Origin of the sequence: Streptomyces sp. NPDC059002 (assembly GCF_042740435.1) — a bacterium.
In the GTDB taxonomy this organism is placed as follows: domain Bacteria; phylum Actinomycetota; class Actinomycetes; order Streptomycetales; family Streptomycetaceae; genus Streptomyces.
Genome location: NZ_JBHYJI010000013.1, coordinates 1 through 21728 on the forward strand (window position 1 = coordinate 1; position 21728 = coordinate 21728).

Annotated in this window: 21 protein-coding genes; 5 read left to right on the top strand and 16 right to left on the bottom strand. The window is 69.7% G+C overall.

Translation table 11 applies throughout. The annotated features are described in order from the left end of the window. Positions 1-111: 111 nt before the first annotated feature. The 4 genes from ACFWZ2_RS14500 to ACFWZ2_RS14515 form a co-directional block, all read right to left on the bottom strand. Positions 112-1074 carry an electron transfer flavoprotein subunit alpha/FixB family protein gene (locus ACFWZ2_RS14500; protein WP_384545427.1) on the bottom strand — a complete coding sequence of 321 codons (963 nt, stop codon included), beginning with the start codon at positions 1072-1074 and terminating at the stop codon, positions 112-114. 57 nt (positions 1075-1131) lie between these two features. Next, positions 1132-1917 carry an electron transfer flavoprotein subunit beta/FixA family protein gene (locus ACFWZ2_RS14505; RefSeq protein ID WP_384545428.1) on the bottom strand — a complete coding sequence of 262 codons (786 nt, stop codon included), beginning with the start codon at positions 1915-1917 and terminating at the stop codon, positions 1132-1134. A gap of 231 nt (positions 1918-2148) precedes the next feature. Continuing rightward, positions 2149-2658, bottom strand: a complete 510-nt coding sequence (locus tag ACFWZ2_RS14510; RefSeq protein ID WP_384545429.1) for a flavin reductase family protein — start codon at positions 2656-2658, stop codon at positions 2149-2151. A gap of 234 nt (positions 2659-2892) precedes the next feature. Then, positions 2893-3252 (bottom strand): thioredoxin family protein, encoded by a 360-nt coding sequence (locus ACFWZ2_RS14515; RefSeq protein WP_384545688.1) that lies wholly within the window; start codon positions 3250-3252, stop codon positions 2893-2895. Between the two features lie 200 nt (positions 3253-3452). Between ACFWZ2_RS14515 and ACFWZ2_RS14520 the strand changes: the two genes are divergently transcribed. Continuing rightward, entirely contained in the window at positions 3453-4181 is a 729-nt protein-coding gene (locus ACFWZ2_RS14520; protein WP_384545430.1) for a lysophospholipid acyltransferase family protein, read from the top strand. A gap of 13 nt (positions 4182-4194) precedes the next feature. Here ACFWZ2_RS14520 and ACFWZ2_RS14525 read toward each other — a convergent pair whose 3' ends face one another. The 8 genes from ACFWZ2_RS14525 to ACFWZ2_RS14560 all read right to left on the bottom strand — a co-directional run bounded on the left by ACFWZ2_RS14525 (position 4195) and on the right by ACFWZ2_RS14560 (position 11950). Continuing rightward, positions 4195-4899: a B3/4 domain-containing protein gene (locus tag ACFWZ2_RS14525; protein ID WP_384545431.1), complete on the bottom strand. Its 705-nt coding sequence runs from the start codon at positions 4897-4899 to the stop codon at positions 4195-4197. Between the two features lie 27 nt (positions 4900-4926). Next, entirely contained in the window at positions 4927-5520 is a 594-nt protein-coding gene (locus ACFWZ2_RS14530) for a transglutaminase domain-containing protein (RefSeq protein ID WP_384545432.1), read from the bottom strand. Between the two features lie 90 nt (positions 5521-5610). Continuing rightward, positions 5611-6681 carry a threonine aldolase family protein gene (locus ACFWZ2_RS14535; RefSeq protein WP_384545433.1) on the bottom strand — a complete coding sequence of 357 codons (1071 nt, stop codon included), beginning with the start codon at positions 6679-6681 and terminating at the stop codon, positions 5611-5613. A 20-nt stretch (positions 6682-6701) separates the two neighbouring features. Next, a complete protein-coding gene (locus ACFWZ2_RS14540; RefSeq protein WP_384545434.1) occupies positions 6702-7442 on the bottom strand; it encodes an SDR family NAD(P)-dependent oxidoreductase in 741 nt (246 codons plus the stop codon). Positions 7443-7468: 26 nt separating this feature from the next. Beyond that, positions 7469-8872, bottom strand: coding sequence for a DUF6421 family protein (locus ACFWZ2_RS14545; protein ID WP_384545435.1), 1404 nt, complete (start codon positions 8870-8872; stop codon positions 7469-7471). An 81-nt stretch (positions 8873-8953) separates the two neighbouring features. Then, positions 8954-10015, bottom strand: a complete 1062-nt coding sequence (locus ACFWZ2_RS14550) for an alpha/beta hydrolase (protein WP_384545436.1) — start codon at positions 10013-10015, stop codon at positions 8954-8956. Next, the gene (locus ACFWZ2_RS14555; RefSeq protein ID WP_384545437.1) at positions 10015-11196 is read right to left on the bottom strand and encodes an LLM class flavin-dependent oxidoreductase; all 1182 of its coding nucleotides are present in this window, start codon (positions 11194-11196) and stop codon (positions 10015-10017) included. The genes ACFWZ2_RS14550 and ACFWZ2_RS14555 overlap by 1 nt, the downstream gene beginning before the upstream one ends. Before the next feature lie 217 nt (positions 11197-11413). Further along, positions 11414-11950, bottom strand: coding sequence for an AAA family ATPase (locus ACFWZ2_RS14560; RefSeq protein ID WP_384545438.1), 537 nt, complete (start codon positions 11948-11950; stop codon positions 11414-11416). A 236-nt stretch (positions 11951-12186) separates the two neighbouring features. Between ACFWZ2_RS14560 and ACFWZ2_RS14565 the strand changes: the two genes are divergently transcribed. The 3 genes from ACFWZ2_RS14565 to ACFWZ2_RS14575 all read left to right on the top strand — a co-directional run bounded on the left by ACFWZ2_RS14565 (position 12187) and on the right by ACFWZ2_RS14575 (position 15503). Beyond that, the gene (locus tag ACFWZ2_RS14565; RefSeq protein ID WP_384545439.1) at positions 12187-14619 is read left to right on the top strand and encodes an NB-ARC domain-containing protein; all 2433 of its coding nucleotides are present in this window, start codon (positions 12187-12189) and stop codon (positions 14617-14619) included. Between the two features lie 120 nt (positions 14620-14739). After that, positions 14740-15207 (top strand): hypothetical protein, encoded by a 468-nt coding sequence (locus ACFWZ2_RS14570; protein WP_384545440.1) that lies wholly within the window; start codon positions 14740-14742, stop codon positions 15205-15207. Then, positions 15204-15503, top strand: coding sequence for a hypothetical protein (locus ACFWZ2_RS14575; RefSeq protein ID WP_384545441.1), 300 nt, complete (start codon positions 15204-15206; stop codon positions 15501-15503). The genes ACFWZ2_RS14570 and ACFWZ2_RS14575 overlap by 4 nt, the downstream gene beginning before the upstream one ends. A 28-nt stretch (positions 15504-15531) precedes the next feature. Here ACFWZ2_RS14575 and dctA read toward each other — a convergent pair whose 3' ends face one another. The 4 genes from dctA to ACFWZ2_RS14595 all read right to left on the bottom strand — a co-directional run bounded on the left by dctA (position 15532) and on the right by ACFWZ2_RS14595 (position 20579). After that, the gene (dctA, locus tag ACFWZ2_RS14580; RefSeq protein ID WP_384545442.1) at positions 15532-16947 is read right to left on the bottom strand and encodes a C4-dicarboxylate transporter DctA; all 1416 of its coding nucleotides are present in this window, start codon (positions 16945-16947) and stop codon (positions 15532-15534) included. Between the two features lie 71 nt (positions 16948-17018). Further along, on the bottom strand, positions 17019-18074 hold the full coding sequence (locus tag ACFWZ2_RS14585) for a tartrate dehydrogenase (protein WP_384545443.1): 1056 nt from the start codon (positions 18072-18074) through the stop codon (positions 17019-17021). A 69-nt stretch (positions 18075-18143) separates the two neighbouring features. Next, positions 18144-19031 carry a LysR family transcriptional regulator gene (locus ACFWZ2_RS14590; protein ID WP_384545444.1) on the bottom strand — a complete coding sequence of 296 codons (888 nt, stop codon included), beginning with the start codon at positions 19029-19031 and terminating at the stop codon, positions 18144-18146. Positions 19032-19151: 120 nt separating this feature from the next. Next, positions 19152-20579, bottom strand: a complete 1428-nt coding sequence (locus ACFWZ2_RS14595; protein WP_384545445.1) for a hypothetical protein — start codon at positions 20577-20579, stop codon at positions 19152-19154. Positions 20580-21025: 446 nt separating this feature from the next. Here ACFWZ2_RS14595 and ACFWZ2_RS14600 point away from each other — a divergent pair, with 446 nt between their 5' ends. Continuing rightward, positions 21026-21544 carry a lytic polysaccharide monooxygenase auxiliary activity family 9 protein gene (locus ACFWZ2_RS14600; RefSeq protein WP_384545446.1) on the top strand — a complete coding sequence of 173 codons (519 nt, stop codon included), beginning with the start codon at positions 21026-21028 and terminating at the stop codon, positions 21542-21544. The last annotated feature ends 184 nt before the right edge of the window (positions 21545-21728 follow it).

Genomic DNA, 21728 nt, shown 5'->3' on the forward strand with positions numbered 1-21728 from the left:
GACCGCCCTGTGCCCCCGCGACCCCCGCCCGGTGCTGGCCACCCCCCCCCCCACACGCGCCTTGGCCCCCCCCCCGCGGTGCGGGGCGAGGGCCTCGGGCGGTCAACGAGCTCAGCCCTTGCGGGACTTGACCTCTTCGGTCAGCTGCGGGACGACGTCGAACAGGTCGCCGACCACGCCGTAGTCGACCAGGTCGAAGATCGGGGCCTCGGCGTCCTTGTTGATGGCGACGATCGTCTTCGAGGTCTGCATGCCGGCGCGGTGCTGGATCGCGCCGGAGATGCCGGACGCGATGTACAGCTGCGGGGAGACGGACTTGCCGGTCTGGCCCACCTGGTTGGAGTGCGGGTACCAGCCGGCGTCGACCGCGGCACGCGAGGCGCCCACGGCGGCACCGAGCGAGTCGGCGAGGTTCTCGATGATCGAGAAGTTCTCGGCGCCGTTCACGCCGCGGCCGCCGGAGACCACGATCGCAGCCTCGGTCAGCTCGGGGCGGCCGGTCGACTCGCGCGGGGTGCGCGCGACGACCTTGGTGCCGGTGGCCTTCTCGGAGAAGGTGACGGCGAGCGCCTCGACGGCGCCCGCGGCCGGGGCGGCCTCCACGGCGGCCGAGTTCGGCTTGACCGTGATGACCGGGGTGCCGCTGGAGACACGGGACTTGGTGGTGTACGAGGCGGCGAACGCGGACTGCGTGGCCACCGGGCCCTCGTCGCCGGCCTCCAGGTCGACGGCGTCCGTGATGATGCCGGACTTGATGCGGACCGCGAGGCGGGCCGCGATCTCCTTGCCCTCGGCGGAGGACGGGACGAGCACGGCGGCCGGGGACACGGCGTCGTACGCGGCCTGGAGCGCGTCCACCTTCGGTACGACGAGGTAGTCGGCGAACTCGGGGGCGTCGGCGGTCAGGACCTTCACCGCGCCGTGCTCGGCGAGCGTGGCGGCGGTGGCCTCGGCACCGGCACCGAGGGCGACGGCGACGGGCTCGCCGACGCGGCGGGCCAGGGTCAGCAGCTCCAGGGTGGGCTTGCGGACGGCGCCGTCCACGTGGTCGACGTAGACGAGAACTTCAGCCATGGGACTTCAATCTCCTGCAAGTACGAAGAAGTGGGGCGGTTGAGGGGTGACTGAAGCTCAGATGAACTTCTGGCCCGCGAGGAACTCGGCGAGCTGCTTGCCGCCCTCGCCCTCGTCCTTGACGATCGTGCCGGCCGTGCGGGCCGGACGCTCGTCCGCGGAGTCGACCTTGGTCCAGGCGCCTTCGAGGCCGACCTCTTCGGCGTCGATGTCCAGGTCGTCCAGGTCGAGGGACTCCACCGGCTTCTTCTTGGCGGCCATGATGCCCTTGAAGGACGGGTAGCGGGCCTCGCCCGACTGGTCCGTCACGGACACGACGGCCGGCAGGGACGCCTCCAGCTGCTCGCTGGCGGTGTCGCCGTCACGGCGGCCCTTCACGACGCCGTCTTCGACGGAGACCTCGGAAAGCAGCGTGACCTGCGGGACGCCGAGGCGCTCCGCGAGGATCGCCGGCAGCACGCCCATGGTGCCGTCGGTGGAGGCCATACCGGCGATGACCAGGTCGTAACCGGTCTTCTCGATGGCCTTGGCGAGCACCAGCGAGGTGCCCATCACGTCGGTGCCGTGCAGGTCGTCGTCCTCGACGTGGACGGCCTTGTCGGCGCCCATGGAGAGCGCCTTGCGCAGCGCGTCCTTGGCGTCCTCGGGGCCGACGGTCAGCACGGTGATCTCCGCGTCGTCCGCCTCGTCGGCGATCTGCAGTGCCTGCTCGACGGCGTACTCGTCGAGCTCCGAAAGGAGGCCGTCGACGTCGTCGCGGTCGACGGTCAGGTCATCGGCGAAGTGCCGGTCGCCGGTGGCGTCGGGCACGTACTTCACACAGACAACGATCCTCAAGCTCACGCCGGCTCTCCTACTGCATCGTCTTTACTGGGCTGCTGCCTTGGCTATGGCTACTGCCTTCTTGCAGGCAGCATAGGCGCCTGAAGCGGCGGATCCCGGTCGGGGCGGCCCGCGCTCCGATCGAAATATTACTCATGAGTACACCCAGTTCATTCCCACTAAGCAAGCGCTTTGAACTGTGACCTTCCCAACGCTCCGTAATCGGACCGTGGACCCCTGCCCCGGGAACTCTCAGTCGCGCAGAGCGTTGAAGCGCCCCTGGTGGTACAGGAGCGGGCGGCCCTCTCCCGCGGGGTCCCCCGCGACGACCTCCGCGAGCACGACGCGGTGGTCGCCCGCGGGCACGCGCGCCACGATCCGGCAGACCAGCCAGGCGAGCGCGCCGTCGAGCACCGGAACGCCCTCGGGCCCCTCGCGCCAGCTCGTCGGCGCGCCGAAACGGTCGGCGCCGCTGCGCGCGAACGTGGCGGCGAGGTCCTGCTGGTGCTCGCCCAGTATGTGGACGCCGACATGCGTGGCCTCGGATATCGCGGGCCAGCTGGAGGCGCCGGTGCCGATGCCGAACGAGACCATCGGGGGTTCGGCGGAGACCGAGCTGAGCGAGGTGGCGGTGAAGCCGACGGGGCGCGAGCCGTCCGTCGCGGTGATCACGGCGACGCCCGCCGCATGCCGCCGGAAGACGGAGCGCAGCAGATCGGGGTTGGTGAGCCGGGGAGTGCCGAGAAGAGGTGATGCCGTCATGGAGTTGTCCTTCTGCCGGAGGTACGAGCGGATCCGTGGGTGCTCAGCAGTGCGGACAGCGCGCACTGGCATGGCGCGCGAGGTCCACATGGACGCGCTCGTACAGCAGGAGGTCCCGGGGCATGGAAGCAGGCTGGCGACAGGTGCCCTGTGCAGTCAAGTCCTTTCCGGGATATGAAAGATGCGTCACTGAAGCGGCCGCGCGCGGCGCCTCGTGAACGGCTGAACGCCAGGTCACACGGCCTCCCCGAGCGCGGCGATCACATCGGCCTTGCGGGGCTGCCCGCCCGCGCGGCGCACCTCGCGTCCGGCCGCGTCCAGGACGAGCACCGTCGGCGTCCCGGCGATCTCCAGTGCGCGTACGAGCTCGAGACTGGCCTCCGCGTCGATCTCCACATGGGCCACGCCGGGGACCATGCCGGCCACCTCGGCCAGGACTCTGCGGGTCGCACGGCAGGGCTGACAGAAGGCGCTGGAGAATTGCACGAGCGTCGCCCGCTCCCCCAGCCGCTCCCCGATGTCCGCCGCGCCGAGCCGCCGCCCGGTGTCGCGTCCCTGCACTCCAGCCTCCCGCCCCGTGTTCCGTTCCGCGATCGGTGGGGATCGCTCCCCAGTTCAGCGCACACGCACCCGCAAAGATTCCGACGTGACGAGAATCTCCCGCAATGGCGGCACCAAGGCTGGCCACTCGTCCGTTCTTGGGGCACGATCTGCGCAACGCCGAAAACCTACGGCTGCGTAACTTCCCGCCGGGAGCCCCCTCCCCAGGCAGAAACGAAGGGCCCTCCCCACCCATGGCAGAGCTTGTCTACCGTCCGGTCATCGGTGCAGCGAAAACGCTGTTCAAGGCATGGGACCTGAAGATCGACTGCAAGGGGTCGGAGAACATCCCACGCTCCGGCGGCGCGGTCCTCGTCAGCAACCACATCAGCTATCTCGACTTCATCTTCGACGGGCTCGCCGCCCTGCCGCAGAAGCGTCTGGTGCGCTTCATGGCCAAGGAGTCGGTGTTCCGGCACAAGATCTCCGGGCCGCTGATGCGCGGGATGAAGCACATCCCCGTCGACCGCACACAGGGTGAGGCCGCCTACGCGCACGCGCTCGACTCGCTGCGCTCCGGGGAGATCATCGGCGTCTTCCCCGAGGCGACGATCTCGCAGTCCTTCACGCTCAAGACCTTCAAGTCGGGCGCGGCACGCCTGGCCCAGGAGGCCGGGGTGCCGCTCATCCCGATGGCCCTGTGGGGCACGCAGCGGCTGTGGACGAAGGGGCACCCGCGCAATTTCAAGCGCAGCCACCTGCCGATCACGATCCGTGTCGGCGAGCCGGTCGAGGCGCCCAGGGACCAGTACGCGGGCGCGATCACACGCCGCCTTCGCGAGCGCTGCCAGGAGCTCCTCGAGGCCGCACAGCGGGCCTACCCCGTGCGCCCCAAGGGTCCGGACGACACGTGGTGGATGCCCGCGCACCTCGGCGGCACGGCGCCCACCCCCGCCGAGGTGAAGGCCGCCGAGGCCACCTGACCGGGCCCTTCGCTCATACCGGCGCGCGGACGGTGATCCGCGCGCCGGGGCTGAACTTCTCCAGCAGCTCGGCCAGTTCGGCGCCCGCGGCCTCGAGCCCCGCGTCCGGACCCATGCCTTCGAGCAGGAAGACCGCGTTCACCGACTCCTCGGTGAGGCGGGTGCGCGGCCCCTGGCGCCAGTTCCAGCGGCGGCAGGTGACGCCCTCGTCGTCGCACCACACGACCTCGCCCGCGTCGGGGTGCTCGACGACCCGCTCCCCCGCCGCCGCGGTGACGAACTCCTCGTCGCCGGTGGCCCGCACGAGGCGCATGCCGCCCTGGATGTGGTCCAGGTCCTCGCCGCCGACCGGGATCAGATGGGCCACGCTGATCACGTTGTAGAGGTCGACGAGGGTGTTGATCCGCGGCAGGCCGCCGTCCGCGAGCGCCCTCTTGGCGAGCGCCTCGGCCGAGTTGCGCGTGCGTGAGGGCTTGGCGCCGAAGGCCGTGTAGGCGGCGCGCCAGGCGGCCATGTGCGGGTCCTCGTGCGGGGCGCGCCCGTCCAGGCGTACGGCGAGCCGTCGCGCGGCATCGTCGAGCAGGGCCGAAGTGGCGTCGCTGCTCGGGCCATTGACCAGGTCGTATGCCTCGATGACGACATGGCTGAAGCCGGGCGCGAGGGTGCGCACCTCGTCGGAGACGGTGAGGGTGAGGGGCGTGCGGGGCTCGATTGCCATCAGGTCGCCTTGCTGCGTCGGGGCTGTTCAGAGCGCGTCGGGAAGGGTCTCCCACAGATACGGCCGGTCCGGTGCGCCCTTCAGGACGCGCAGAACCACCGGATGCGGTGCAGCATAGAGTACTGGATAGTCCACCTCACTGGACTTCCCCTCGGGCACGAAGGCCAGCCGCTCACCGGTCAGTGAGAATCGCGCGTCGACCCCCGGCTTGTTGCCACGGCAGTCCTGCCGGTGCCACTCCCCCTGGAACCGCACGGCGACGAGCCCGTGCACGCAGTGGCCGGTCCCCGCGTCATGCGTCAGGCGCTGATAGCAGAACGCGGTCGGGATGTCCTCGGCCCGCAGCAGCGCGGCAAGGGCGTGGGCCTTGGCGTGACAGATGCCGGTGCCCTGCGCCAGGACGTCCGAGGCCCGCCACGTGACGCGCAGGTCGCCGCTGTCGGCGGAGTGGGGAATGGTGTCGCGCACGAACTCATAGGCCGCCTGTGCGTATACGTATGAATCGGCGGACTTCCCGGCGAGGCGCGCGGCCGTTTCCCGTACGACGGGGTGGTGATGGTCGATGACCTCGTCGGCGGCCAAGTACGCGGACAGGTCAGGGGTTTCCTGGATCAGCTGCATGGCACGGGAGCATAGGAATACGACCGACCGCGCGTCAATGACTTTGCGATCAGCCGTATACCTATGCAAGCAGCCGGGAGGGAGCGCGGCTCAGCGCGCCATCTCCTCCTTGAGCGCCGCGAGGAACCCGTCGACGTCCTCTTCCCGGGTGTCGAACGCGCACATCCAGCGGACGTCGCCCGCCGCCTCGTCCCAGAAGTAGAAGCGGTAACGCTTCTGCAGGCGCTCGCTCGCATCGTGCGGCAGGCGGGCGAAGACGGCGTTGGCCTGCACGGGGTGGATGATCTCCACGCCGTGCACGGAACGGACGCCCTCCGCCAGGCGCTGCGCCATGTCGTTGGCGTGCCGGGCGTTGCGCAGCCACAGGTCCTTGGCGAGCAGGGCCTCCAACTGCACCGAGACGAAGCGCATCTTCGAGGCGAGCTGCATGGACATCTTGCGCAGGTGCTTCATCTGCCGCACGGCGTCCTGGTTGATGACCACGACGGCCTCGCCGAACATCGCGCCGTTCTTGGTGCCGCCGAGCGAGAGGATGTCGACGCCGACCGCGTTCGTGAACGTCCGCATGGGGACGTCGAGCGCCGCGGCGGCGTTGGCTATCCGGGACCCGTCGAGGTGCACCTTCATGCCGAGCTGGTGCGCGTGGTCGCAGATCGCACGGATCTCGTCGGGCGTGTAGAGCGTGCCCAGTTCGGTGTTCTGCGCGATCGAGACGGCCTGCGGCATCGCGCGGTGCTCGTCGTCCCAGCCGAACGCCTGCTTGTCGATCAGCTCGGGGGTGAGCTTGCCGTCCGGCGTGGGCACCGTGAGCAGCTTGATGCCCGCCATGCGCTCGGGGGCGCCGCCCTCGTCGACGTTGATGTGCGCGGTCTCGGCGCAGATCACCGCGCCCCAGCGGTCGGTGATCGCCTGGAGCGCGACGACGTTGGCGCCCGTGCCGTTGAACACCGGGAACGCCTCGGCGGTGGCGCCGAAGTGACCTCGGATCACCCGCTGGAGACCGGCCGTGTAGTCGTCCTCGCCGTACGCGATCTGGTGACCGCCGTTGGCCAGGGCCAGGGCGGCCATGACCTCGGGGTGCGCCCCTGCGTAGTTGTCGCTCGCGAAACCGCGGACGTCCGGGTCGTGATGACGCCGGGCGTCGGTCTTCGGAGGGTTCACCAGGTCTCCGTCGCGAGCGGTCACGGCTTCTCGGTCAGCCACAGGCGGTTTCCGTTCACTTCCGCAGCGGGCCGCTCCCAGACGCCGGCGATGGCCTCGGCCAGCTCGTTGACGTCCGTGAAGCCCGCGAACTTCGCGTTGGGCCGCTCCGCGCGCATCGCGTCGTGCACCAACGCCTTGACCACCAGGATGGCAGCCGCCGCGCGCGGGCCCTGATCGCCCCCCGCCTTGCGGAAGGCGTCCGCGAGGGCGAGCGTCCAGGCCTCGGCCGCCGCCTTGGAGGCCGCGTACGCCGCGTTGCCCGCGGTCGGCTTGGTGGCGCCCGCGGCGCTGATGAGGAGATAGCGGCCGCGGTCGCTGCGGCGCAGGCCGTCCTCGAAGGCGAGGGAGGTGTGCTGCACGGTGCGGATCAGGAGCTTCTCCAGGAAGTCCCAGTCGGCGAGGTCGGTCTCGGCGAAGCTCTTGCTGCCGCGCCAGCCGCCGACGAGGTGCACCAGGCCGTCGATCCGCCCGAACTCCTTCTCCGTGCGCGTCGCCCACTCGCGGGCCGCGTCCAGGTCGAGCAGGTCGACGGTGTCACCGACGACGGTCGCTCCGCCGTGCGCGTACCGCGCGGCGTCCACGGCCTCCGCGAGGCGCGCGGCGTCGGCGTCCGACGCGACGACCGTCGCGCCCGCCTCGGCCAGCCTCAGCAGCGTGGCCCGCCCCGCGGGTCCTGCTGCCCCGGCCACCGCGACCACGGCTCCATCCAGTGCGGACATGGTCCTCGCCTCCTCCTGGCGGCCGCTCACGCGGCGACCTGCTCGGCGCCCGCGGAAGCGGTGATCCCCTTGGTGGAGGCGATCACGTGCTTCAGCTTCTTGGAGAGCGCCTCATAGAACATGCTGAGCGGAAACTCGTCCGGAAGCACCTCGTCCACCAGTTTGCGCGGCGGCAGCGAGGTGTCCAGGGCGTCCGGGCCCTTGGCCCAGCGCGATCCCGGGTGCGGGGCGAGGTACCGGGACACCAGGTCGTACGCGGCGAACCAGTGGACCAGCTTCGGGCGGTCGATGCCGGCCCGGTAGAGGTCCTCGATCTCGGCGCACAGCTGGTTGGTGACCTGCGGGGCGCGCTCCCAGTCGATGCGGAGCTTGTTGTCGGTCCAGCGGACCACGTCGTGCTTGTGGAGGTAGGCGAAGAGGAGCTGGCCGCCGAGGCCGTCGTAGTTGCGGACGCGCTCGCCGGTGACCGGGAAGCGGAACATCCGGTCGAAGAGCACGGCGTACTGCACGTCGCGGCCCTGCGGGAAGCCGTCGGCCTCCAGCTTCACGGCCTCCTTGAAGGCGGTGAGGTCGCAGCGCAGCTCTTCGAGGCCGTACATCCAGAACGGCTGGCGCTGCTTGATCATGAAGGGGTCGAAGGGCAGGTCGCCGTGGCTGTGGGTGCGGTCGTGGACCATGTCCCACAGGACGAACGCCTGCTGGCAGCGGTCCTGGTCGCCGACCATCTCGCGGATGTCATCGGGCAGTTCGAGCCCGAGGAGGTCCACGGCGGCCTCGGTGACGCGGCGGAAGCGGGCCGCCTCGCGGTCGCAGAAGATGCCGCCCCAGGAGAAGCGCTCGGGCGCCTCGCGCACGGCGATGGTCTCGGGGAACAGGACGGCCGAGTTCGTGTCGTACCCGGCGGTGAAGTCCTCGAAGGTGATGCCGCAGAACAGCGGGTTGTCGTAGCGCGTGCGCTCCAGCTCGGCCAGCCAGTCGGGCCAGACCATGCGCAGCACGACCGCTTCGAGGTTGCGGTCGGGGTTGCCGTTCTGCGTGTACATGGGGAAGACGACCAGGTGCTGCAGGCCGTCCTCGCGGTGGGCAGCGGGCTGGAAGGCGAGCAGCGAGTCCAGGAAGTCCGGCACCTGGAAGCCGTCGTCGGCCCAGCGGCGCAGGTCCCCGACGAGCGCCTGGTGGTACGCGGCGTCGTGCGGGAGCAGCGGGGCGAGCTGGTCGACCGCGGATATCACGCGGTCCACGGTGAGCTCGGCGAGAGACCTCGCCGGGGCGCCCTCCGCCGCGAAGTCGATCGACCCGTCCGCGGACTGCCAGGGCCTGATCTCCTCGACGGCGTCCTTGAGCACCGGCCACGCAGGATGGTCCACCACCCGCCCGACAGCGGACGGAGCCGCACCCTCCGTACCCGAACGCACAAGCATTTCCGTCATGACCCATCCTCCACGGGAGAACCTCGCGTATGAACACCGTATGCATGCAAGGTTCTCCGCGACAAGAGGGTTCTCCGGAAATTATCCTGTGCAACCCCCTCCTTCACCGCCGTTTTTCCTGCCCTCCGCCGTCGATGCGATTGCTTCCGCCACGGCGGCCACCGCGGTCTCGGCGTCGTCCAGCAGCCCGGGGAACCCCAGGAAGCCGTGGAACATCCCCGGGTAGTGACCGAGCGTGACCGGGACACCGGCGGCGCGCAGCCGGTACGCGTAGGCCAGGCCCTCGTCGCGCAGCGGGTCGCAGCCCGCGGTGACCAGGTGCGCGGGAGGCAGCCCCGTGAGCCGCGCGCCGAGCGGCGAGGCGTCCGGGTGGGTGCCGTCGCCGTCCGGGCCGAGGTACTGCCGCCAGAACCACCGCATGTGCGCGGCGGTCAGGAAGTACCCCTCGGCGTTCTCCCGGTACGACGCGGTGTCCTGGCCCGCGTCGAGGACCGGATAGATCAGCACCTGGAGCGCCACGGCGGGCCCGTCCAGGTCACGCGCCCGGAGCGCCGCGACCGTGGCGAGCCCGCCGCCGCTGCTGTCCCCCGCGGTGACGAGCGCGCCCGGGTCGCCGCCGAGGGAGCCGATCTCCCCCGCGGCCCAGCACAGCGCCGCGTACGCGTCGTCGGGGGCCGCCGGGAAGCGGTGCTCGGGGGCGAGCCGGTACGCGACGGACACCACGGCCGCACCGGCTCGCGCGCACAGGCCGCGCGCCGTCGCGTCGTGGGAGTCGAGCCCGCACAGGGTGTAACCGCCGCCGTGGAAGAAGACGACCGTGGGGCGCGGCCCCGGAAAACTTGCAGGGTCCGGCAGATAGATGCGTACGGGCAGGTCGGGCGCGCCGTCCGGACCAGGAATGGTGCGGTCCACGACGGAACCGACGGTGCGGGACCGCTTGGGCGGCTGCTGCCCGCGGGTCCCGGCGTCCAGCATCCGCCGGGCCTCGGCGGCATCGGTGACGGCGCCGCCGAGATCGGGGAAGGCGGCGGCGAGGGCGTCCACGAGGGGGCGGGCCGCGGGGGTGAGGCGGTCAGGGGCGGATTTCGTGGGCTGGTGCGTGGGCTGGCGCGCGGGCCGTTCCGTGGGCTGGTCCGCGGGCATCAGGCGGAGGTCGCCTTCTGGGAGCGCCGGGCGTCCCGGGAGTGCCGCGCCTCCCCGGAGTCCTGCGAGCGGAAGTGCGGGATGACCTTCTCGCCCCACTGGCGCAGGGTCTCCAGGCAGGCCTCCTGAGGGACCGTGCCCATCTGGATGAGGCACATGATCTCGTCGGCGCCCGCGTCCCTGAGGCGTTCCACGTACGCGATGGCGTCGTCGGCGGTGCCGTACGCGTGGTCGGCGTTGAACGTGGCGGTCGACGTCGGGCGCACCGGAATGTGGTGTTCGTGCAGCCGCGCGACGACCTGCTCGGCGGCCTTGCGCATCTCGGCCGCCTCGTCGCTGCCCTCGACGACCGCCTCGTCGGGGATGCCCGCGCCGCCGTACCAGTGCCCGATGGACTGGGCGAAGAACCGCTGCCCCCGGATGCCGACGCGCCGCGCCGCCTCCCGGTCGTCGAGGACGATCGTCGGACAGAGCACGGAGAAGTGGTCGTTGACGACCCCGGACACGAAGCGCGCGTCGGTGCGGGCCGCGATCGCGGCGTCGTACGCGCGGCGCATCTCGGCGATCGAATCGGGTCCCGCGAAGCCCATCACCAGGGCGCCGATGCCGAGTTCGGCCGCCTGGGTCAGCGTCTCCGTCCTGCTGCAGGCGAGGAAGAGGGGCGGGTGCGGGGTCTGCTTCGGGCGCGGCAGGATCGGGTGCGGGTCGATGTCGAGGAGTGCGCCGTGGTGCTCCAACTCCTCCTTCTCCCAGGCCTTTCCGATGATCTGGAGGGCCTCTTCTACCTCCTGGGTGGTCCGTTCCTTGTCGACTCCGCACAGCGAGGTCTCCTGCGCCGTGCCGCCCCGGCCCGCGCCCAGGTCGAGGCGTCCGCCTGAGAGCAGGTCCAGCATCGCGGCCCGTTCGGCGACCCGCGCCGGGTGGTTGAAGCGGAACGGCATGCAGACGACGCCGTGCCCGATCCTGATGGTGCTTGTGCGCGCGGCGACCCAGGTCAGGAAGATTTCCGGGGCGCTCATGTGCGCGTACCACTTGAGGGAGTGGTGCTCGACCGCCCAGATGCGGTCGAAGCCCATCTCCTCGGCGAGCACGGCCTGTTCGACGCTGTCGTGGATGAGCTGGTGCTCGCGTTCGACGGTGGGGTCGGCGAGCTGCGCCTCGAAGATGACGGAGAACTTCACGTGCCCTCCAGGGGGTTGTGCCTCTGCGGCATGGCTCATGTATCTATTAGCCATATGACTAGTCGTCAGATCGCAAAGCCGCAAGGGAGTCCGCGCAGGGATTTCGCAGGGGGCATCACGAGGCGAGGCACAACGGCGGGGTCGCCGCAGCGTCGACTCGGCCGTCACCGGCAGCGCTGCTCCGAGGACTTCAGGGCCGCCCCGAGGGCCTTCCGTCTCAGCCGAAGACCACCGTCGCGGCGGCAGCCTGCTCCGGGCTCTTCAGGACGTGGATACGGCTGAAGCCCTCGCGCGACAGCGCCTTCCTGGACGACTGCAGGTCCTGGCATTGCCGGCGGATGACTCCGGCATCCACTTGGCGGTTGCGGCGCCGGGAATTCTGTTCGAGGGCGGCTTCCTCGCCCACGTCGAACACAATGGCAATGGAGGGGAAATGGTGGTCCCGCGCCAATGCGAGCAGGCTTCTCCGCGCCTGCGCCTCGACGTTGGTGGCGTCGATGACCGTGAGCCTGCCGAACCCGAGGCGCTTGTCGGCGAGGAAGTGCAGGAGGTCGAATGCGGCCCGCGTGGCGCTCTGATCTTTCTCGTCGTCGCAGACGAGAGCCCTGCAGTGGTCGCTCTCGATGATCTGCAGCGGCGAAAAGTTTTTCCGGGCGAAAGTGGACTTACCCGAACCCGAGGGCCCCACGAGAAGCACGAGCGATCTGCCCGGAATCGTCAGAGACCCACTTCGGGTGGTCTGCGAGGCACTCATTCAAGACCACCTTGAACCTTGGCATTTCGGGATCGGCATGCGCCTTTTCCTTCTCCCCTGCCAGCTTCTTACATCCGGGCATACAGTGCGTTACGCTCTTGCCACGGTGAGCGTTGCGGCTCTGATGGTACCCGTCCAGATCCAGCGCGGCAGTCACCTCCGAAGCACAGTCACCCGCGATACCTGGGCGAACCGACACAAAGCACCCGTCAGCCGCCGCCAACCCAGGGGGAGTCATGGCATCCCTGTCGGAGAAGAAGGTCATTCTCATCGCGCCGGATGATGTTGAGAATGAGCTGGAGGCCATACGCACTGTGGTCGAACAGGCGAACCAACTCCGGCTCAGGGAACGGCTGACCGTATGGAATTGGCGTACGGATGCGACACCCGGAATGCATCTCGACGGCCCGCAGGGACTCACGGACGAACAGATGCGGATTTCCGAATCCGACCTGGTGGTCGCCGTCTTCTGGTCACGCCTCGGGACTCCGGTGAAGGACGAACTCTCCGGCACCGCCCATGAACTCAACCTCGCCTGGCGGTCCTGGAAGTCCACCGGGAAGCCGACGGTGTGGATCTATTTCTGTACGCGTGCGATACCCCAGTCCGCATGTGACGACGAGCACCAGTTCCCGAGGCTCAGGCACTTCAGGAAGTCGCTGCCGAAAGAGCAGAGCTTCTCCGAGTTCGAATCGATCGAAGAACTCCAGCGCGATTTCACGAAGCATCTCGGCGTCTGGCTGGACGACAAGGATCCGGGGCAGACAGAGGAACCGGCCATACTGAACGGCGTTCTCGCACCCCCCGATGCGGCAAGGATGGTCCAGCGGCCGCGGGAGATCGAGCGGGTGGCCGCGTCTCTCCGCGAGGCACCGATCGTATGTCTGCACGGGATTTCAGGCAGTGGAAAGACCAGGCTCGCAGCCCAGTACGGGGTGTCACCGCTGCGCCTGGCCGAGCATGCGCGGGACCTGCTGTGGTACGAGGTCTCCCCCGGCGGCACGCTGGAGGAAGTACTCGCCATGCTGCCCCAAGAGCTGGTGGGTCCGGCCGATCTGAGCCCCTTGACCCGGTCGAAGAACCTGCTGACCACCCTCCGGCTCCGCCGTCAGCTGCTGGTCTTGGACGACTTCCACGAGGCGGACAGAACAAGTTTCTCGCCGCTGCTCAGAGTTGCCGGAATACAGTCGAGCCCCGCCGTCATATTGCTGCTCAGCCGTGTGGCTCTCTATGTTCCCGACACGACGGAGATCGCCGTACGGGCATGGACCGTGGCCGAGGTGAGAGGGCTTCTGGAACAGCTCGGCATGCCCGCGCTCAGCGACGAGCTGCTGCTCAAACTCACGGCGAAGACGGGCGGATTGCCCCTGGCGGTGAGGTTCTTCTGGGTCCTCGTGAAGGAATTCGGCCGCGACCCGAAAACTCTTCTGGAGGGTGAGCTCAGCCAGACCCCCCTCACCGAGAGCTGGTACGGCGACATCACGGCGGAACTCTCCCCGGAGGAACAAGCCCTGCTGCGCTACGTTTCGCTCGCGGAGCCGTACGTCACGGAGCCGGTCCTGAAACGCGCCCAGGCACGACTGCCCCGGGCACAGCGGGTGCGGGCATTCATGCGCCTGCAGACCCTGCTGCTCGTCGAATCGCGCGGGTCCTCCCGATGGGCCGTACATCCGTTCGTCGCCGAACACACGCTCAACGACACGGACGACGTGGCCAAGAGCAGCATGCTGCGCGATCTCTGCAAATTCAGCCGCGACGGCATCCGGAACCTACGCCCGAATCAGATGACGCATCAGTCGCTCGTCGCCGGAATCCGGGCGGCGCGATACGCCCAGCGGGCCAAGGACGCCCGCGAGTCGCACAAGATCATCACAAGCATCGCGAGCGCGGCCAAACGCCTTGGCTACTACCGCTCATTGCGGGAGCTGTGTCAGTGGCAGATGGCACAGGACGGCTGCGATCCCTGGGTGAAGTACCACTTCGCGCACTGTGAGCTGATCCTGGGAAAGCCCCGCCATACGGTGGCGGTGCTGTCGGGGCGCCCATGGTCCGACCGGGACGCGGCACTGGGCTTCGCGTCGGCGCGGATCCTCGCCGACGCCCAGTCCCAGCTCGGCGATCCGAGTGCCGCGATCTCGGGGTTGCGGGATGCGCTGAAGCACAGCCCTGGATCGCACAAGGGTGCTGTGGCGAGCTGCCAGCAGGCCAAGGCGATGCTGGTACGGCTCCTGACGGACGACGGCTCCCTTGCCGAGGCGAGAAATCTTGCCGGGGAGCTGGCCCGCAGCACGTGGGACGAGCGCAGCCTGGCCGTCATAGTCATGCATCTGGGACGGCTGGACGCCGCCAACAACCCCCAGGACGCCGAGAGAAGGTTCCGGCTCGCGATGGCCAAGTTCCGCTCGGTGGGAGACCGCCGCGGTTGCGCATGGGCCTCGCGAAGCCTTGCGGAGGTGCTGATCCGCCAGGGCAGGACGGGACATGAGGTGCGGCGACTCGTCCGCGAATCGGTGTCGATCTGCTCGCGGACCGGTGAATGCACCCTCGAATACTCGGAGTGGCTGCAGCAGATGCGGAAGGCCTTCGCCAAGGACGCCGCGACGCTCAATCTCATCGATCACGAGGTGACGCGGGTGAGCAGCGATCTGGGGTTCTCCGCGCATGGCTGAGGTGCCGCGGACGCCGCGGTGCCGGGAGCGGCGGATTTCTTCCTTCCGGGGGCGGCTCACGGTCGTGCCTCCTACGATGCGCGACATGACCCTGACGAACCAGTCGGCCGGAGGGGCCCGTTGACGGACGCTCCTGAGCCGGACAACCGGGCGGAGATACTCGAGCTCTACCAACTGGCCGTGGAGATGGCCGATCGGGTCTCGTCGCGCCGGGGCTCCGCGAACGCCTTCTTCCTGTCCGTGCAGACAGCGGTCGTCACCCTGGTCGGCTTCGGCTTCCCGAAGCTCTCCGCCTCCCCCTGGTGGGTCGCGCTGCCCGTGGCCCTGGCCGGTGTCACGCTGTCCGCCGCCTGGTGGCTGCAACTGCGCAGCTACCGGGACCTCAACACCGCGAAGTTCAAGGTCATCAACAACCTGGAGCGACGCCTCCCCGTCAGGATCTTCTCCGACGAATGGGCGTCCCTGCGCAGCGATCCGGTTCCCGGCTGGCGCAAGCGCTACGCGGAGTTGGGCACGTCGGAACGCGTCGTCCCCCTGGTGTTCGCCGTGGCGCACTTGATCCTCTTTGTGGGCACACTGGCCCAGTGACCTACCTCGATCCCCTCGCCGACCTGATCCGCTCCTGCCTGCCCCCCACGGCCGAGCCCCCCGCGGACTCCGACGATCTGTTCCGCATCTACGCCGTGCTCTTGCTGGCCAAGGGTGAGCAGGTCACCGACGAGGACGTGCACAACGCCTGGTCCGCCTGGATGCAGTCGGTGGACAACAGTCATGAGGCGCTCGTCCCCTTCCACGACCTCGACCCGAAGACGCAGGCCTTCGACACGCCCTATGCGGAGGCCATCCGTGCGGCGGCCGGCCGGTCGGGGCGCGGCACCGGCTGACCGCGGGGTGCCTCCTCCCACTCTCTGACTAGTCGTCAGACCGCGACGTCACCAGGCGTTTCGCGTCGAGCGGCTGAGGCGCAAGGCGTGCCTGTGCCGCGCGCTCGGGTTCGGGTTCGGGTTCCGGATTGCCGGTGCGCAGCACCCTGTTGACGCGTTCCGTGTCGAGCACGCGTTCCCAGCGGGCGACCACGAGGGTGGCGACGCTGTTGCCCGCGAGGTTGGTCAGGGCACGGCACTCGGACATGAACTTGTCGATGCCGAAGATCAGCATGATGCCGGCGGCGGGCACGGTGCCGACGGTGGAGAGGGTGGCGGCGAGCGCGATGAAACCGGCCCCCGTGATGCCTCCGGAACCCTTGGAGGTGAGGATCATGACGGCGAGCAGGCCGAGTTGCTGGCCGATGGTGAGGGGGGTGTCGGTGGCCTGGGCGATGTAGACGGCGGCCAGGGAGAGATAGATGGAGCTGCCGTCGAGATTGAACGAGTAGCCGGTCGGCACGGTCAGGCCGACGATGTCGCGGCGCACTCCGAGCCCTTCGAGCTTGGTCATCAGGCGTGGCAGCACGCTCTCGGACGACGAGGTGCCGAGCACGACGAGGAACTCCTCGCGCAGATGGCGCAGCAGCCGGAAGATATTGATCCTCAGCAGGGCGAGCACACCGCCGAGGACGACCACGACGAAGAACAGCGACGTGCCGTAGAACAGGCCGATCAGCCGTCCGAGGCTGGTGAGGGTGGAGACGCCGTACTTGCCGATGGTGTACGCCATGGCGCCGAACGCACCGACGGGGGCGGCGAGCATGACGTAGTGCAGGATCTTGAAGACGACCGCGCTGAGCCGGTTGACGCCGTCGACGAGCGGCGCGCCCACGGGCCCCACGGACTTCAGCGCGACGCCGAACAGGACGGCGAAGAAGATGACTTGGAGGATGTTGCCCTCGGCGAACGCGCCGACCGCGCTGGAGGGCACCAGGTCGGTGAGGAAGTGCCACCAGCTCTGGTTCTCGCCGTCCTTGACGTACTGGGCGGCGTCGCCGGAGAGCTGGAGGTCGCCGGGGTGGGCGTGGACCCCCTCGCCGGGCCGGAAGAGGTTGACCGCGAGCAGTCCGACGGCGAGCGCGGCCAGGGTGCCGGCCTGGAAGTAGACGAGGGACTTGAGGCCGACCCTGCCGACCCGGCGCAGGCTGTCGACCCCGCCGATGCCGGCCACGATCGTCAGGAAGACGATCGGGGTGATCAGCATCTTGATGGCGGAGACGAAGGTGGTGCCGACCGGCTCCAGGGCGACCCCCACGGAGGGGCTGAGCCAGCCGGTGAGGATGCCCGCGACGATCGCGGCGAGCACCCAGAAGTACAACTGCTGGTACCAGGACCTGGGCCGGGGCCCCGGCGGTGGCGCGGCAGAGGGCGTGCCGGGGGCGGGGGACGCGGTTGCTGCCATGGCGTTTCTCCTCGTCGAGGAACGTGGACGCAGCCGGGACGCGGTGCGCTCGCCCCCGGCCTCGCGCGGTGTCAGAGCAGTTCGAGGAGCTTCTCCGTGAACTGCGTGGTCGTGGCGCTGCCGCCGAGGTCGGGGGTGCGTACGTCGGTCTTGGCGAGCACCGCGGCGATGGCGTCGGTGACCTCGGCGGCGGCCGCGGCGTGGCCGAGGTGGTCGAGCATCATGGCCGCCGACCAGATCGCGCCGAGCGGATTGGCGATGCCGCGGCCCGCGATGTCGGGGGCGGAGCCGTGCACCGGCTCGAACATCGAGGGGAACTCGCGCTCCGGGTTGAGGTTGGCGGCGGGGGCGATCCCGATGGAGCCCGCCACGGCGGCGGCCAGGTCGCTGAGGATGTCGCCGAAGAGGTTCGATGCGACGACCACGTCGAAGCGGGCCGGGTCGAGGACGAACTTGGCGGCCAGCGCGTCGATGTGCTCCTGGTCCCAGGTCACCCGCGGATGGGCGGCGCCCCGCTCGGCGACCAGCTCGTCCCAGAACGGCAGGGTGTGCACGATGCCGTTCGACTTGGTGGCCGAGGTGAGCCTGCCGCCGCGCCGCTCGGCGAGCGCGAAGGCGTGGTCGAGGACGCGGGTCACCCCGGCGCGGGTGAACACGGCCTCCTGCACGGCCATTTCCTCCGCGAAGCCCCGGTTGAGGCGGCCGCCGATCTCGCTGTACTCGCCCTCGACGTTCTCCCGGACGACGACGAAGTCGACCTCTCCGGGCGCGGCGGCGCGCAGCGGGCTCTCGACGCCCTCGAAGACGCGGATCGGGCGCAGGTTGACGTACTGGCGAAAGCTCCGCCGGATCGGGATGAGCAGCCCCCACAGCGAGACGTGGTCGGGCACTCCCGGGTAGCCGACCGCGCCGAGCAGGATGGCGTCCTTGTCCCGCAGCTGGTCGATGCCGTCGTCGGGCATCATCGCGCCCTCGCGGGCATGGCGCTCGCACGACCAGTCGTACGACGTGTACGAGAAGCCGAAGCCGTGGCGGGCGCCGACGGCGTCGAGAACGCGCCGGGCGGGCGGCAGCACCTCGGTTCCGATGCCGTCACCGGGGATGAGTGCGATGTGGTGGTGGGTCATGTCCCGATTGCAGCAATCAGGCCACGGGGCCGTCCAAGACACTCTGCCGATCTGCCTTATAAGGCGTTCCTATGTGTCTCCGAGGGCGGAGAGTCCGCAGGTCACAAAGGTGCGGGCGGCCGGGGACCGACCGGTCCTGCGGCTCACCAGGGCGATCCGCAACGTCGTCCGCGGCTCGATCTCGACGACCAGCGCACCGGCCCGCTCGGCCGTCGTGCGCCAGGACTCGGTGACCACCGCGAGCCCGACCCCCGCGAGCACCAACGGCAGGATCGCCACCCGGTGTTCGGTCTCCGCGGCGATCGTGAAGCCGATCCCCCGCTCGCGCAGCCCGTCCACGTACGCGCGCATCCCGGTGCCCCGCTGGCCGACGATCAGCCGCTGCCCCGCCAGCTCCTCGCACGCCACGGGGCGGCCCGCCGCGAACGGCCCGTCGGGCGGGGTGACCAGGACGAACCGCTGCTCGCCCGCGGCGTGCGCGATCACCTCCTTGTCGGTCAGCGGCTCCGACGTCGCGAGGAGGCCCAGTTCGGTGGCGCCGGTGCGCACCATGTCGATGACGTCGCGCGCGGTGAAGGCCGCCCGGATGTTCACGGTCACGCCCGGGTAGCGGCCGCTGAACGCACGGATCATCGTGGTCAGCGGCTCCACCGCCTGGGACGGCATGGCGGCGATGTCCAGGCTCCCCTCGCGCAGTTCGTGCACCGCGGCGACGCTGGCGCGGGCCGTCGCCAGACTGCGCACGGCCGCCCTCGCCGGTTCGATCAGCGCGGTCCCGGCCTCGGTGAGCACGGCCCTGCGGCCGATCCGGTGGAACAGGCTGCTCCCCAGGTCCCGTTCCAGCGCCCGCACGGCCTGGGACAGCGAGGGCTGCGAGAGATAGAGCGCCGACGCCGCCCGGTTGAAACCCCCGTGGTCCACGATCGCGAGGAAGTACTCCAGCTGACGAACATCCATGCGCACATCCTCGCTCCGGTGCGGGCGCGGCAGGGCTTCAGGGCCGGGGGCCGGGGGGCCGGGGGCCGGGAGCCGGGAGCCGCGTCGCTCGCGACACCGGCCCCCCTCGTGCCCGTCCGCCTACCGCAGCTCGCAGTTCAGCGGCGGGTTGCCGGAGCCCACACGGCACAGGTCGCGGCCCGGACCGCCGTTGGCGAGGCCGTCGTTGCGCCCCGTCACCTTCAGCACGTCGGGGCCCTCCGCGCCGAGCACCTCTCCGTCGGCGGCGACCGGGCCGTTCACGGTGACGGTGTCCCGGTGCTCACCTGCATCGACGTATCCGGACGCGTTGATCCGGCCGAGCCGGATCGTGTCCGTGCCCGCGCCACCGCGCACCTTGCCCCACTTGCCGAGTACGCCGATGTCGAGGGAGTCGGGGCCGGGACCGCCCATGACGGTCGCTGAGTGCAGGATCTCCGGGTCGTAGCCCTTCTCCTCGGGCAGGATCTTGTCGGCGGGACCGTTGACGCTGCCGAGCTTGAGCGTGTCCTTGCCGGGGCCGCCCAGGACGTAGCTCATGCGGCCGGCCATGCCGACCTCGATGCTGTCGTCGCCCCCGCCACCTGCGACGTAGGCGGCGTTGATGTTGACGTCGGTGTCGTCGGGGCCGTTCATCCGCGTGACCTTGATCCGGTCGTTGCCCTTGCCGCCGACCGCCTTGGCGGTGTGGTGCAGGCTGGTGACGGTGAGGGTGTCGTCGCCGTCGTCACCGTACAGACCGGAGAGGTGGTCCAGCGGCTGCTGAGTGGCGGTGAGGGTGTCGTTTCCCGCGCCGCCGCGGATCTCCGCGTAGCGGGCGGTACGGACAGTGAGGGTGTCGTCGCCGCCCTCACCGTCGATGGTGACCAGGCCGCTGGCGTCGCCGATGACGATGCGGTCGTTGGCATCGCCGCCGTAGACGCCGCCCTTGTCGGGTCCTTCGAGGTTCTGGGGGATGGCGACACCCTCGGCCTTGATGGTGTCCTCGCCCGCACCTCCGTCGATCCGGCCGCCGAGGCCCTCGGTGCCCTGCGCGGGGTCGTCGGCGTTGCTCCTGACGTGGCCCACGGTGCCGGCGGTGATCGTGTCCTTGCCCGCACCGCCCCGGACCACGGCCTTCGCGCCCACGTTGCCGCGCGGGAAGTCGTCGGCACAGCCCTTGGGCGGCGGCGCGCCCTCGCCGATGGTGACCTTGTCGTCCCCCTCCCCTGCGTCGAGCAGGCCGCCCTTCGCGTCGAACGCCGCGTCGCCGCAGGCGAGTTCGCCGACGTCGTACGCGGAGACGGTGTCGGCGCCCCGGCCACCGAGCACCTTGGCGCCGTACGGGATGTCACCCTTCACGGTGATGGTGTCGGCGCCGTCCCCGGCGTCGATGGTGTCGCCCGGCTTGAGGTTTCCGGAGCAGACGATCGTGTCGGCGCCCGGGGTGGAGTCGCCGGTGCAGGACGCGGGCAGCGCCGTCACGGCCGACGGGGAGCCGCTCGGCACCGACGGGGCGGCGCTTGCCGAGGGGAACAGCGGAAGAGCCATCAAACTGAGGGTCGTTGACGCGACCACGACCGGCCTGTCGACCAGGCGCATGGCGGGTACCTCCAGTGCGAGAAGTGCGGGGCATGCGGGGCATGCGGGGCATGCGGATGGGTATTCCGGCTAAACGATCTTGGAATGCCTTCCACTTCTCTCACGTCCGCGCGGACCCGCGACTCGGCCTCTCCGCGCATGGCCTCGATCGGCGCAACGCTTCAGATCATCAACAGGCCCTTCCCTGTGCGCACTTGACGCGAACACGACGACCTGTATGGTCTAGGCCAACTAGGAATTCCCCTTCCGGTTGCCTGGACTTCTCCTGCGGTACCGGAGTGGGAACTCCGCCTCCCTTCGCGCCTCTTGGCCCCACCCTCGAGAGGACGCCCTGTCACGTGTGGGGTGCCCCACTGCCCCGTACGCGCAGGAAGACCTGATGTGAAGGAGCACATATGCGTTCCCATCGGAAAGTCGCCGCGATAGTCGGCGCCGCTCTCGCGCCGGTCATCGCCGTGAGCCTGCCCGCGAGTTCGGCGAGCGCCCACGGATACATCTCCAACCCGCCCAGCAGGCAGGCGCAATGCGCGGCCGGAACCGTCAGTTGCGGCGAGATCAAGTACGAGCCGCAGAGCGTGGAAGGGCCCAAGGGGCTCAGCAGCTGTAGCGGCGGAAACAGCAGGTTCGCCGAGCTCGACGACGACTCGAAGGGCTGGGCGGTCACCCCGGTCAATCGCACCCAGCAGTTCCAGTGGACGCTGACGGCCCGCCATTCCACCAGCACGTGGCAGTACTTCGCGGGCGGCCAGAAGATCGCGGAATTCGACGACGGCGGCGCACAGCCCGGCTCCACCGTCACGCACGACGTCGACTTCGGCAGTCTCAGCGGAAAGCAGAAGGTTCTCGCCGTGTGGAACATCGCGGACACCGCGAATGCCTTCTACGCCTGCATCGATGTGAACGTCGGTGGCTGAGGCAGGGTGACAACGCTGTCACGGGGCGGTGCGACCGCCGCCCGCCCCGTGACACTTCCCCGCAGGCGCATCGCCCCTCCGCACCATGGCAGTTCCCCGTCCGCACCATGGCTGTTCCCCATCCGCACCATGGCTGTTCCCCATCCGCACCATGGCTGTTCCCCGTCCGCACCATGGCTGTTCC

Bases quoted from the DNA above. Each gene is read 5' to 3' on its own strand.
- ACFWZ2_RS14545 (WP_384545435.1), bottom strand. From the start codon at position 8,872: ATGACGGAAATGCTTGTGCGTTCGGGTACGGAGGGTGCGGCTCCGTCC.
- ACFWZ2_RS14525 (WP_384545431.1), bottom strand. From the start codon at position 4,899: ATGGCAATCGAGCCCCGCACGCCCCTCACCCTCACCGTCTCCGACGAG.
- ACFWZ2_RS14590 (WP_384545444.1), bottom strand. From the start codon at position 19,031: ATGGATGTTCGTCAGCTGGAGTACTTCCTCGCGATCGTGGACCACGGG.
- ACFWZ2_RS14510 (WP_384545429.1), bottom strand. From the start codon at position 2,658: ATGACGGCATCACCTCTTCTCGGCACTCCCCGGCTCACCAACCCCGAT.
- ACFWZ2_RS14530 (WP_384545432.1), bottom strand. From the start codon at position 5,520: ATGCAGCTGATCCAGGAAACCCCTGACCTGTCCGCGTACTTGGCCGCC.
- ACFWZ2_RS14520 (WP_384545430.1), top strand. From the start codon at position 3,453: ATGGCAGAGCTTGTCTACCGTCCGGTCATCGGTGCAGCGAAAACGCTG.
- ACFWZ2_RS14600 (WP_384545446.1), top strand. From the start codon at position 21,026: ATGCGTTCCCATCGGAAAGTCGCCGCGATAGTCGGCGCCGCTCTCGCG.
- ACFWZ2_RS14550 (WP_384545436.1), bottom strand. From the start codon at position 10,015: ATGCCCGCGGACCAGCCCACGGAACGGCCCGCGCGCCAGCCCACGCAC.
- ACFWZ2_RS14565 (WP_384545439.1), top strand. From the start codon at position 12,187: ATGGCATCCCTGTCGGAGAAGAAGGTCATTCTCATCGCGCCGGATGAT.
- ACFWZ2_RS14560 (WP_384545438.1), bottom strand. From the start codon at position 11,950: ATGAGTGCCTCGCAGACCACCCGAAGTGGGTCTCTGACGATTCCGGGC.
- ACFWZ2_RS14500 (WP_384545427.1), bottom strand. From the start codon at position 1,074: ATGGCTGAAGTTCTCGTCTACGTCGACCACGTGGACGGCGCCGTCCGC.
- ACFWZ2_RS14595 (WP_384545445.1), bottom strand. From the start codon at position 20,579: ATGGCTCTTCCGCTGTTCCCCTCGGCAAGCGCCGCCCCGTCGGTGCCG.
- dctA (WP_384545442.1), bottom strand. From the start codon at position 16,947: ATGGCAGCAACCGCGTCCCCCGCCCCCGGCACGCCCTCTGCCGCGCCA.
- ACFWZ2_RS14585 (WP_384545443.1), bottom strand. From the start codon at position 18,074: ATGACCCACCACCACATCGCACTCATCCCCGGTGACGGCATCGGAACC.
- ACFWZ2_RS14540 (WP_384545434.1), bottom strand. From the start codon at position 7,442: ATGTCCGCACTGGATGGAGCCGTGGTCGCGGTGGCCGGGGCAGCAGGA.